Origin of the sequence: uncultured Clostridium sp., from assembly GCF_947072515.1 — a bacterium.
In the GTDB taxonomy this organism is placed as follows: domain Bacteria; phylum Bacillota; class Clostridia; order Clostridiales; family Clostridiaceae; genus Clostridium.
On record NZ_CAMTIG010000080.1, the window covers coordinates 1 to 12,197 of the forward strand.

At 29.3% G+C, this 12,197-nt stretch carries 15 protein-coding genes; all 15 read right to left on the minus strand.

Features of this window, described 5'->3' with window-relative positions:
* Nucleotides 1–946, minus strand: a 946-nt coding sequence (locus Q0W06_RS17685) for a hypothetical protein (protein WP_297638870.1), incomplete at its 3' end; no start/stop codon positions are given.
* 8 nt (nt 947–954) lie between these two features.
* Nucleotides 955–1,524: a phage tail protein I gene (locus Q0W06_RS17690; protein WP_297638872.1), complete on the minus strand. Its 570-nt coding sequence runs from the start codon at nt 1,522–1,524 to the stop codon at nt 955–957.
* On the minus strand, nt 1,521–2,624 hold the full coding sequence (locus Q0W06_RS17695) for a baseplate J/gp47 family protein (protein WP_297638874.1): 1,104 nt from the start codon (nt 2,622–2,624) through the stop codon (nt 1,521–1,523). The genes Q0W06_RS17690 and Q0W06_RS17695 overlap by 4 nt, the downstream gene beginning before the upstream one ends.
* Entirely contained in the window at nt 2,617–2,931 is a 315-nt protein-coding gene (locus Q0W06_RS17700; protein ID WP_297638876.1) for a hypothetical protein, read from the minus strand. The genes Q0W06_RS17695 and Q0W06_RS17700 overlap by 8 nt, the downstream gene beginning before the upstream one ends.
* Complete coding sequence (locus Q0W06_RS17705; RefSeq protein ID WP_297638879.1) at nt 2,925–3,533, minus strand: phage tail protein; 609 nt, start codon at nt 3,531–3,533, stop codon at nt 2,925–2,927. Before Q0W06_RS17705 ends, Q0W06_RS17700 begins: the two co-directional genes overlap by 7 nt.
* Nucleotides 3,530–4,072, minus strand: a complete 543-nt coding sequence (locus tag Q0W06_RS17710; protein ID WP_297638882.1) for a phage baseplate assembly protein V — start codon at nt 4,070–4,072, stop codon at nt 3,530–3,532. The genes Q0W06_RS17705 and Q0W06_RS17710 overlap by 4 nt, the downstream gene beginning before the upstream one ends.
* On the minus strand, nt 4,050–5,105 hold the full coding sequence (locus tag Q0W06_RS17715) for a contractile injection system protein, VgrG/Pvc8 family (RefSeq protein WP_297638884.1): 1,056 nt from the start codon (nt 5,103–5,105) through the stop codon (nt 4,050–4,052). Before Q0W06_RS17715 ends, Q0W06_RS17710 begins: the two co-directional genes overlap by 23 nt.
* On the minus strand, nt 5,093–5,308 hold the full coding sequence (locus Q0W06_RS17720) for a tail protein X (RefSeq protein ID WP_297638886.1): 216 nt from the start codon (nt 5,306–5,308) through the stop codon (nt 5,093–5,095). The genes Q0W06_RS17715 and Q0W06_RS17720 overlap by 13 nt, the downstream gene beginning before the upstream one ends.
* Nucleotides 5,289–8,090, minus strand: a complete 2,802-nt coding sequence (locus Q0W06_RS17725; RefSeq protein WP_297638889.1) for a phage tail tape measure protein — start codon at nt 8,088–8,090, stop codon at nt 5,289–5,291. The genes Q0W06_RS17720 and Q0W06_RS17725 overlap by 20 nt, the downstream gene beginning before the upstream one ends.
* A gap of 175 nt (nt 8,091–8,265) precedes the next feature.
* Entirely contained in the window at nt 8,266–8,760 is a 495-nt protein-coding gene (locus tag Q0W06_RS17730; RefSeq protein WP_297638892.1) for a hypothetical protein, read from the minus strand.
* Between the two features lie 8 nt (nt 8,761–8,768).
* A complete protein-coding gene (locus tag Q0W06_RS17735) occupies nt 8,769–9,284 on the minus strand; it encodes a phage major tail tube protein (protein WP_297638894.1) in 516 nt (171 codons plus the stop codon).
* 9 nt (nt 9,285–9,293) lie between these two features.
* Complete coding sequence (locus Q0W06_RS17740) at nt 9,294–10,739, minus strand: phage tail sheath family protein (RefSeq protein ID WP_297638896.1); 1,446 nt, start codon at nt 10,737–10,739, stop codon at nt 9,294–9,296.
* Nucleotides 10,739–11,050: a hypothetical protein gene (locus Q0W06_RS17745; RefSeq protein ID WP_297638898.1), complete on the minus strand. Its 312-nt coding sequence runs from the start codon at nt 11,048–11,050 to the stop codon at nt 10,739–10,741. The genes Q0W06_RS17740 and Q0W06_RS17745 overlap by 1 nt, the downstream gene beginning before the upstream one ends.
* 12 nt (nt 11,051–11,062) lie before the next feature.
* Entirely contained in the window at nt 11,063–11,554 is a 492-nt protein-coding gene (locus Q0W06_RS17750; protein ID WP_297638899.1) for a hypothetical protein, read from the minus strand.
* Nucleotides 11,551–12,114 carry a phage tail protein gene (locus tag Q0W06_RS17755; protein WP_297638902.1) on the minus strand — a complete coding sequence of 188 codons (564 nt, stop codon included), beginning with the start codon at nt 12,112–12,114 and terminating at the stop codon, nt 11,551–11,553. The genes Q0W06_RS17750 and Q0W06_RS17755 overlap by 4 nt, the downstream gene beginning before the upstream one ends.
* Between the last annotated feature and the right edge of the window lie 83 nt (nt 12,115–12,197).

Consider the following 12,197-nt stretch of genomic DNA (forward strand, 5'->3'; position numbering starts at 1 on the left):
ATTCATCGGATTTTAAAGAAAAATTTTTACTAGATAAATTCTGTAATTTACCCAATAATGAGGCATTTGAAAATGCGTCAAAATAAGCATTATCTATGTAATTTAATGAGTTTTCAACCTTACATATATAAAAATCTTTATTAGCTGTACACCAATATGAATAACCTACTTTTTTAACTCCAGGAGTTTGAACATCTCCTCCAAACTTTTCGACACCTTGTATTTGAGCCATTCTATGACCTTCTAAAACTTCATTTTGGAGTACTCCAAAATTTTTATTAAAGGCACTATTTTTATCGAATTTAGGTTCTTTTCCTGCTGCTGTAGTAGAAGCTCCTGTCGCTTTTTCCATTGCGAGTTTGACAGCTTTAGATGTAGCTAAAGTATCTGAATCATCTAAAGAAGTTGAATCGGATTTATTTTTATTAAAACCAGTATTTTTGGTAAATTTATCTTCTTTTCTATTTAATCCTTCTTCTAAATCAAATATGGTTGCATAGACAGTACTTTTATCAATAATTGCATTTACCTCTATAGCTGTAGATACACCAACATAAATATCTCTAACTCTTTCAACTATATTTCCTGAAGTTCCTGGAGGGAAACTTTCCCCCGCTCCATCATTTACATATGCAAATAATGTTTCGCTTTTACCTTCTACTGTTGCAAAAATTCCAACTTCTTTTAGAACAACTTCAATTGGAAAATCTTCATTTGTAAATGTAGATCTAATTCTAATTATTCCTGAGTTATTTCTAGAAATAGATGTTATTGGAATTTGTTTATAAAATGAAACAACATCTGTTAGTTTTTTTGCTTCATCAAAAGTATTAACATCTCCTTTCCCTAATTTTGTTTTAGTAAAGGTTATATTTTTATTATTAGCAATTGCATAGGAAATTAATTCCAATCCAGCATTTGTTATAATTGCTCCATCTGTTCTCATTTATCCTCCTAAATTGGGTTATATTTATCAATTTTTCTTCCAGAATCATGAACAGCACCATAGTAATTTAGCAGTGAATTATCTCCTTTTATGAAAATCAAATTCTCTAAATGCTGGCTTGTTCTTTTTACCGAATCAATCATTTTTATAATTCTATTAGTTTGGGTATAATCAGCTTCAGAATCAGATATTTCAACTTTAAATTTACCTGGTTCCCCACCGTATTCAAACCATTCTTTTATTACAGATTCCTGGAAAAATGTATCTAAAATATTTTGTACAGGAAATAGAGTTCCTTTTTTCATATGTGATAATATCGATGTTTTAACAATATGTCTTTTTTCTTTTATAACTGCTGAGTAGTCATAGAAATCAACATGAAGTTCATCAGCTAACAAATCAACTATTTCTTCTGGTAAATTATCAATATTATCTAGTAAGATTAATTTATATATTTCAGATAAAATTAATCTTTTAATCGCTTCATCAACAACATCATAAAATAATAGATCTTCTTTAGTTCTTAACTTTGAATTTGGAGCTAAATCTTTTAGTTTAATATCATAGATATCTATCATTCCATTCCTCCAGATACAATGCTAATATTAGTGCACTTAGCTATTTGAGTTTCAGATACAGTTATATTATCAGTAGGTTGTCTTATAATTACTCTTTTAGCTCCAGAGTTTTTACAGATAGTTATTATTTCTTGATAATCTATATCTTCTCCTATTTTAGATGTTACATCAGCTATATATGTATTAATATTATCTTTTATATTTTTATCTATTAAAGAAGCCTTTCCCTCATCTCTAGAATGAATATAGTAAGTTATATCTATTTCAAAATTAATTTTCCCTGGATCTAAAATTTGAACTCTATCTCCAAGAGGTCTTTTTGTATTAAGTTCTGTTAAAACCTTAGATTTTATTTCCTGGGAAATATTCTCACCGAGTGCTCCTATAATATAAATATCAATAAAACAAGGATTTGGTGAATCTATATGAACATCTTTTATTAAGCTAGAAAATTTTCTTACCCAAAATTCGTAGGCCGCATATGGACCAGCAGTTGAAAAAGATTCTGGAACTTCTCTTAATCTTTCTTTATAAGAAGTATCATCTTCTTCATCAACTCCACCAACAACTTTAGTAATATTCAAACAAGACTCATAAAAATCAAACATATCAATAATATCTTTTATTTCTCCAATATCATATTGAGGTACAAAGCCAGAGGTATTACATTCAACAATAATATCTGTATATTTTTCTCCTTGTTTTATAACTCCTTCTCCAATACTTGAGAAAACATATGTGTCTTTTATAAATCTTGTTCCTTTTGGAATGATAATATCTCTATTTTGTAAAGTTTGGATAGTACATCTTATAGTTGTAGTTGCTATACCTTGCGGGATTCTTTCTCCAGCAGTTCCATATATTTCACCTTTTAAATCAAGCCTGGCTCCAGTTGCATATCTTAAAAAATTTTGTTTTATAGATTCATTCATAGAAGCTCTTATTTGTGATAAATAATAGGCTATGGTATCATAATCAATTCTTCTAGGATCTGCACTAGGTAAGGTTATTCCAGTTTTTTCTTTGTATATTTTTAAAATTTTATCTAGAACTTCTTGCGGATTTGAAGTTATAAATACAATGTTATCTAAATTATTCATCTCTCACTCCTACTATAACAATTATTTCAATTTTTCCATCCTGTTGAGATGTACTTACTCCCAATACACTAGCTCTAGGAACAAATTTTTTAAATTGTTGTTGAATATCAACTTTCAATCCAGAGACTAATAAATTAGATGGTTTATCAACTGCTTTAGGATCCATACCTAAATCTCTTTCAAGAGGAACTGTTCCTCTTATTGTTGATAGAATGACTCTACATTGTTGTAAAACTCCATCAATTGAATTAGGATCTATGGAGTAGTCATATTTAAAATTTGTATTTGAAATTTTATCTACTACCATAACCTTTTATTAACCTCCTTTAAAATATTTTTATTAACTTCTCGAATTATTTTATTATCTGTATTGTATGTATCATTTTGCTTTAGCATTTTTGGAGAAATATTATTTCCTCTCTGTATATCGCTAATGTATTCTTCAAATGTAAGTTTAACCGTTGTTATTGTAGAGCTTCCATAACTATCAGTTTGACTGATATCTTCTTCCACTGACATCAGTATAAAATCATTTTCTGCTAAAGGTTCTCCTCCCACTAAAAGAGGATGTGTTTCTTTTCCCTCAACCATTCTTTCTAATTTTTTTAATACAGTTTGAATATCTATATAGTCATAGACTAGTTTTACTGGCATTGAAACTGTTCTTAAATTTCTTTTTTTGAATTCTGTTAAATCTGGAGAATTTATTCCTTCATGTTTATATGTTTCTTTACCTTTTGTTTTACTTATATTGCCAGTTGGAGTAAGAATATAGTTATCATTTACTCTAAAACTTATATCTCCAAATACTCCTATTTTTCCAAGATTATCAAATATGGAGTATTTAGAAGCTAAATTTTCATAAATTATTCTTTTTCCATCATTAAGTAAATCACTTTTATAACTCAAAGAACTCTACCTCCTTCAGTTGTTGTAGTTCCCTTTGTAGCTGTATTTCCACCAACATTTAAATCTTCTTTAACAGTAATAGTATTTGCAGTTACATTTCCATTTAATTTTATATTTTCAGAATTAAAATTTATTTCAGTTGAATTAACATTTATAATAGGTACATTAATATTTAAGGTCTTAACTATATCTAAATTTAGAGATCCTGTACTTTTATCAATTTCTATTTTAGCTCCTCCAGGATATTCCATTATTCTTTTATCCTTTGTCGCTCCATCAGGAGTTTTAAACTTTTCAGAAAAGAAAGTTCCTATTATAAATCCTCTTTCTAAAGAATTTTCAACAAATAGGCACACAACCATCGTTCCTGGAAGAAAAACTTTAAAATCTTTATCTCCATTAGAAAGTGGAACTAGGACTAATAAGTCTCCAGTAGTTTTACCATCTAATTCTGGAAGTTTAACTTTAGCAGTAGATTTAGTGGCATCTATTGTAGTAATCTCTCCAAATTCTATTCTAGCTATTGCTATTGTTCTCACTTCCTTCCTTATCAAATTCAATTAAATATGCTTCAACATCTGCTCGAAATGGAGCTAATGTTCTGGTTATTTTTTCAATCATGTACTTTCCATTAAATATACCTGCATTTATTAATTTAAAAGGAGTTCCAGCAGTTATATTCAAGTCTCCAATTATAGAAAATGTGAATTCAACTTCTCCTCTATTAGCTTGTTTTAATTTTTTCATAGCTAATTTTTTAATATCTCCCGATGAACTTCTCTTATTTATTTTAAGTACTTTTTCATCTTCTTCATTAGTTGCAGTATTTTTCCCATCTACTGTGTATGTTTCAGTTTCTTTTAAACAAGAAGTTAAATTTAAATATGTAACCTGGCATTTATCATAAACATCTTTTGTTCTTTCTCTAAAATTCCAATCATCTGAAATCTCTTGAGATAGTAAATTTATAATTCTAGTAGCCTCTTTTTTCTCTAGAATGTCTCTGTCAATAAGCACTATCTTATTGAATGTTATTTTTACACTTATTCCTTCATCTTCAGCTATTCTGTTTAAAAAACTTAAATCAGTTTCTTTATCTTGGTCTAAAGATCCGAACTTTATTTCCTCATTTACCAGGTATTGAAATTTCAATTTATGTTTTTTAGCTATCTCTTCTCCAAGTATTTTCAATGTTGTATTTTCCCAATGTTTACTATTTTTTTGATCTAAAATATTTCCAATTGGAGCTGATATACCTTTTACTGATATAGAATAAGCCTCAAAATTTCTATCATCTATAAAAAAGCTTCCACAAGGCAGCTGTATTTTCTCTTCTAATTGATTTTCCCAATTTTCTGTAATCAAGGCAACGTCTAACCTTGCTTTCTTTTTTAAAGCCCAACCAGGCTTTAAAAATAGCATTTCTTTACTTCTTAATCTAATATCTATATCATCAAGTTGCCCACTAAAATTATCAGTTATCGTTAATGCTGATAAATATTTTTCTAAATCTAAAGATATATCTTTTTCATTATATTTTATCTCTGCATAGGCTTGTCTTATTCTACCCATGGTGGCAATCCTCCTGTTGTTTTAGCTTCAATCTCTGGACATATTAATAAAACTCCTGATGAAAATATTATGATTCTTATAAATTCTTTATTTGCATTTCTGAGTTGTTCTGTCATTTCAATTGTTCCATATACTTTGTGAGAAATACAATCCCAGGTATCACCTGAGATTGTCTCATAAACTTTAGAATTGAGTTCTTGCATGTTTTATTCCCAACTCCTTTAATATTTTTTCAATTTCTTTTGCTGCTATTCTTGGCTGTTCTTTTATTTGCTCAAGTGTTTCTTGTGAAACATTACCATGAATAGTGATAGGCATGTCTATTTTTATTGTAATTCCGCCTTGAGTTCCATCATTTGAATTTCCCTGGTTATTATTTTTTATTGAATTAAAGCTAGATAATAATGATCCTTTGTTCTCATCAGCTGTAAGAACTCTTTCGCCTCTGTGTAATTCTGCAATATATCCATCATATGGAACATAATCTAATCCATTCTTATGACTTCCATCTAACTTGAATTTACTCACAATAGTTTTTATAATTGGAATATTTACAACCTTATCACCAAGCTTTGTAAATCCTTCCATTATTCCGTTTAGTTTTTGTTGTAATGTGTCAATAAATCCAAAGAATCCATTCTTAAGATTATCAACAAGTCCTAAAGAACTATCCCAATTTTCATAAAAAGATTTAACTAAGTCTACAAGCGTACTTACTGGATTAATAAAATCAAAAATCAGAGCTGTTGTACTAAACCATTGTTTACAAGCTTCCCAAATGCCTAATATATTTTCTTTTATTCCACCAAATTTATAGAATAGTAGAAGTAATGCAGCTCCAATCCATACAATAGGACCACCTAATCCTAAGAGAACAGCTTTTAAACTTCCTATTATTCCACCTGCTAATTTGACCATCATAATTAATCCTCTAAAAACTTCTATAGCTGTTTTAATTTTTGTTACAGCTCCGCCAATTAACATAAAAGCTCCTACAAAAACAATTATATTATCAACTCCTATTGCATCTATTATTTTCCAAAGAGTTTTAAATACTGGAGCTAATGTTACAATAATTTCACTTGTTACTTTTACCACTTCAACCAAAATATCAGCCATTTTATCCATAAAGCTTTTTATTGGTCCTAATGTTGAGTTATCAGGAATCATCTCTCTAAATAAATTTTTTAATGGTTCAATTGCCAGATCTAACCGTACATATAAATTATGAACCCAAGAAAATATACTTTTTAAAGTTTTATTTATACTATTATCGTTGTAATTACCTCTCAATACATTTCCTAACTCTGATATAAACTCTGTAACCTTTTTCATACCTTTAAGCATAGTAGGATTAAAGAATAACTCTCCAACAATAATTTTCAATCCATCTAAAGCACTACTAAGTAAAACTTGTGCACCCTGAGCACCTTGCAACATGACATCTGCCATTTGCTGAGCTTTGCCTTGTGAGTTTTCATTTTCTTTTATCATTGCAGAAATAGCTTTAGTCCCTTTTAAAACAACCCCATTAAACTCTTTTTCAGTTGTTAGCAACTTATCCATTGCCAATGCTCCCTCTTCTCCAAAGTTTTCCTTTAGAAAAGCAAGTTTATCTATTCCAGTCATTTTTGAGGTTTTCTTTTCTATCTGCTCCAGTAGTGGAATTAATCCAACAAATTGATTTTTTCCATTCTTAACATGAATACCAAGTGATTTTAAATTCTTTTGTACTTTAGGATCTGCAATATTACTAAAAGCAGACTTTAAATTTGTTCCAGCTTGTCCACTTTTAATGGCTTGGTCTCCCATTAAACCTAAAACAGCTGTAGTAGCTTCTAGAGATAACCCTAATGAACTTGCTGACCCTGAAACATATTTAAGAGACTCTCCAAGCATAGATACATTTACGTTTGTTCTAGACATAGTGTTTGCTAATACATCTGCAAACCTTCCAACATCTTTAGCACCCATTTTAAATGGAATTAAATTATCAGATATTATATCTGCAACTAATGCTAAATCCTCTCCACTGGCTGCAGTTAATCTTAAAACACCAGGCATTACATCTATGATTTGATTTACTTTAAATCCAGCTAATGCAAACTTTTCCATTCCTGCTGCTGCTTGTTCTGATGTAAAAACAGTACTACTTCCCAAATTTATAGCTTCATTTTTTAACTGTTGGAATTGTTCTTTTGTAGCTCCAGAGATAGCTTCAACCCTTCTCATTTGTTTTTCAAAACTTAAAAATGAATTTGCAGATAATCCTATTCCAACTGCTGCTGTTGCTCCTAAACCTAAAACTCCAATTTTTGCAGCATTTAAAGCTTTTGCTCCAGTATTTTTTATTCCTGTTTTTACTCCTGCTAATTTATTGGCAACTTTTTGTTTTATAGCCAATTGTCCTATTGCATGTTCAGTTTTTTTTAGTTCATCTCTGTAGTTTTTTAGAGGAATTTTTAATTTATTTAATTCCATTCTATATTTATTAAAGGAATTCTTTTGACTACCAATTTTTTTATCTAATTTATCAACTACTGCTGAAGCTTTTCTGTGCTCTTTTTGAAGTTCAGCAGTTTTTTTATTTGATAATCCCATCTGATTTTCTAACTTTTGTAAATTTTGTCTAGCAAGCTCCAATTCAGCCATTTTTTTAGGACTTTTTCTGCCCTCTAGTTTCTTGATTTGGTTAGTTATTTGAGCATGAGTTTTAGACATTTTTTCATTTGTTGCTACTGATTTTGCTATTTCATCATCTAATTCTTTAACTCTAAGTTTAGCAACACCATACTCTTTACCTAATTTTTTTAAATCTTCAGAACTTTTCCCAAATTTTTTTAATAGATCTGCTTTTTCTGCAAGCTTTTCAGATGATTTAGATACTTCATTGATTTTAGAAGAAATTTCTTTAAATTTATTTCCAAAACTACTTTCGATTTGAGCTTTTAACTTTAATGCAATTTCAAGCCCTTTATCTTTCACTTTTTCTCCTTTTATTTTTCATAATTTTTAATTAAATCAATGTATTTTTTTAATATAAACAAACTACTATCCATAAGAGATTCATAAGAGATATTAAGATTAATATGAAAAGGATTATTTAGAGAAAGAGCTAGTCGTTGAACTAGCTCTAAAATATTATTTAAAGGATCATTTCCTAATCTACTAACAAAAAATTTCTTGTTTTAAATGTTACTTGCGTAAAATCATATCCTCCTAAACTCATGATTGTACTATAAGCTACTCCAGATAAAACAGCAGCCACCATAGCTAAGTATTCTCCATCTAATTCTTTTACAGTTTCTCTATTCTCTCTGTTTTTACTTCTCCACATTTTCTCTATTTTACTTAATGAAGTTCCATTTATATTATCTGGATTTAATACAATCTCTTCTATACCATTTCTAGGATTTTTTAATTTAATAACTAAATCATTATCTTCTTCAACTACTTCTTCAATATCAAGTAATTCTTCAGTAGATTTATTTTCAGTTTTAACTTTTTTAGTTTCTAAAATTGAAATATTTCCTTTTGGATCTAAGTTATCTATTTTTAAATCACCAGATAACTGTTTATCAATTTTGTCATTTTCAATTTTCTCTAAATCTCTTTTTATATCTTCAGGTAATTTATCTTTGTCTACGTTTTTCATTAATCCTCCTATAGGTCTAGAGCACTTCTTACGGCTTGTGCTAAGTCATTTCCATTAATTCTTCCAATGTTATTAAGCTTATCTATCTCATATAACTCTTTACCATCTATCTCCAATTTATAATAAGTAACTGCCATTTCTATTTCAGCTTCAGCTTTTGTACCTGGAGCTACTTCTCCAGGCTTTAAACTCTTTACTCTACCTTTCATAGATGCAGATAGAGTTTTTATCTCTCCTGTTTCATGAGTTTCTGTATCTGCTTCTTGTAATGCAGCTTTGATGTTTATCTCCATTACTTTTCCATCTTCTAAAATCATTCCATCACAAATATTTGTAAACTTTATATTTGCAGTCATTGCTTCAAATTGACCTTCAATTGGAATTTCAATATCTCCTCCAAGTCCAGCCCCAGTTAAAGTTTCTATTTTTTTATTAATTTCTGGTAATGTAGCACTTCCAGCTCCAACTATTACATCCCCATTTTTTCTAATTATACAATTATTAATAACTCCTGGTAATTTCACTTTTGCCTCCTACGATGCTATTTTTTGAACAAATACTTCTTGATAACTTGGGTCATACTCTAATATAAAGTGAAGTGACTCTCCTGGAAGAACAGCTCCTATATAAATGTGCCACTTAAACTTTCCTTCAAGCATGTCTCCAAGTGGATTTTCTTCTCTTAAAAACTCAATTCTTCCACCTAATAATTTTTGTGCACTTACTAAACCGCCTAAATAGACATTTATAGTATTTTGAATTAGCTCTGCTCTTGAATAATTCATCGGTTTATCAACATCTTGAGCAGTATTCATAATGATAACATTTGAGATAAATTTAAACATTCTTTTAACTGGAATCCAGATATCTTTAGGATCTGTACTTCCTCCAGGTTGATATGCTGATGTTCTATTTCCCCATAATACAAAGCCATTACTTCTTCTAATAGCTGTTACAATTCCATTTTCATTTAATAAGTTAGCCTGCTGTTCTTCATCTAATAGAATCTCTTTATATCCCTCTGAAGTTTTTATTACTAGAGCATTAACTTTTAAATTTTTATTTGATGGTGATTCATAAGGCACTCCATCATTTCCAGCATCAATACTACTCATAGAACCTGCTGCTAATGTTGATAGATGATAAATTTTATCTCCTAATTTTCCTTTTCCATAGCATAGAAGTAAATCTTCATCAACTATATTTAATTCTTTCTTTTTTAATATGGCATCACCATATTGTGTTTCTTCTGGTAAATCCACAATTCCCATAGCTCCATATTTTGAGTTTATAGATGTTGATTTAGCTTCTATAATTGCCTTTACTTCAGGTTCGTGGCTAAATCCTGGTGCTATTATTAAACCTGGAACCATACTGTATTTATTGAAAACTTCATCAATACATTCAAACCCTTGTTTTTCTAAAGTATTAGGATCTATTCCACCAATAATATCTGTTTTTGTTACTTTTGAAGGGTCTAAAAATGAATACTCAACATCTATTTGAGGAATTCCTTCTCCAATAATTTCAATAACAGTTTTTCCAGCATTATCAAAATAAGCATTATATTTTTCTTGAGGTAATAGCTCTTGTTGTGATGCTATTTTTACTTTTAAAGTACTTAGAATAATTCCAGTATCACTTAAAGTAACCTTATTATTTATTGTTGCCATTCCACTTTCAGTTTTTTCAGTTTTGTGCTTTTTGGGATCCAATACATTTACAGCTACTATCGGTTTTACATTGTATATGTTTAAACAAGCATCTAAAACTTCTGAGATTGTAAAACTTAAATCAGCAGTTCCACCAAAATATTTCATGGCTTCTTCCGCTGAAGTTATTAATTGTGCCCTATTTACATTTGTTATATCTCCCATATTGATTGGAGCAGTTCCTACAACGAAAACTGGATTCTTTGCAACAACCATTCCCCTTAAACTAGTTGGGACTTCGCTAGAATAACTTCCATGTTTAAACATTAGTTACCTCCTAATTCTTTTTGAACTTTCTTTGTAAGCTCTTTATAATAATGTGATGTTTTAATTTGTTGTAAATTTTTACTAAAATAATCTATACTAACAAATAACTTTTCTACATCTTCAGATTTCTTAACCATATCATCCCAATTTTTAGGTTTATCTAACAATGTAGTAAATCTATTTAAAACTATATATGGAGTTTTTATATGAGTTCCAATATAAACAATTGCTTTACTCTCATTAACTTCATTTTTTTCTTTAATTTCAACTTTTATTTCTTCATCTTCTTGAATTTGTTTAGCTTTCGCCATTTTTTTACCTCCCTATAGTGGTATTTTACAGTCATAATATGGAGCATATGTTTTAAACTCCAATTTATGAAACCAATAATACCCTGAGCTTTCAGCTTCTAATAGTTTTGTTTTAATGTAATCTTGTTTCACACTAAATTTTCTAGGAACATTAGGATATTCCATCAAGTGCTTTTTTAATTTATCTGCAATGTATAATCCAACTGAATAACCATCTGAACTTTCTTTATATGTGCCTATTATGATTTCCCAAACTGCTTGAGCACTATATCTTCCATCTCTAAGCTCTTGGTCATCCTCTTTGTATCTTAATAAGATAAATGGGATATCTGAGTTTTTATCCTTTCCTGTTTGAACTTTTTCTTTGTAAGATTCAAATGGTAAAAACCCCTTATGGAACTCTAATTCTTTTTTTTCTTTTCCTGGTGTTTCAAATTTTTCACCAGTAAAAAGAGGCTTAAAACTCTCCAATATATTACTTTCAATTCTTAATATCGGTGTCATTTTATTCCCAACTCCCTTAAAAATTCATGTTCAAATCTTTTAGAAAAATTCTCATTAGCTTCTTTTTCTAATATTTCTTGAACCTTTTCATTTGTACCCATTTGATATGTAGAAGGACCATATAATTTCTCTAGTGTGTCTCTTCCTACACCACCTCTGTTATATAACCCTAGATTATTTGGTTTACTTTTAAAGAAAGCCCAAAATCCTCCTTCTAAAGTCTTTACAGCTCCCTTTTTTACACTTACTTTTATTTTTTCTGTATAATGTCCTGGATTTTGTTTATTAACTTTAAATTGGTCTAAAGATACTCTTTTTGATGAGTTTAAAACAATTGCTTCTAAGTTACCTGGAGTGGATTTTTGAAGTTTAATTCTTGTTCTTATAATTTGAGCAGGGATATTATATCCCTGCCTAATTAACCTATTCTGCTTAGTTTTAGCCATTTGAGCAGTTCTATTTAAAGACCTAGCTAAAACTTTATGAATATTTTTATTTGCTGCTTCTAATAAAATTTTAGCTTGCTCTAATTCTTTTGGATCTAATTCTAGCTTGTACATTAACCATCAATTCTTTCTAAGAAAACTCTATAAGTTAATGTTTTAATTTTTTCTACATCTACAACGAACATTATAATTCCATC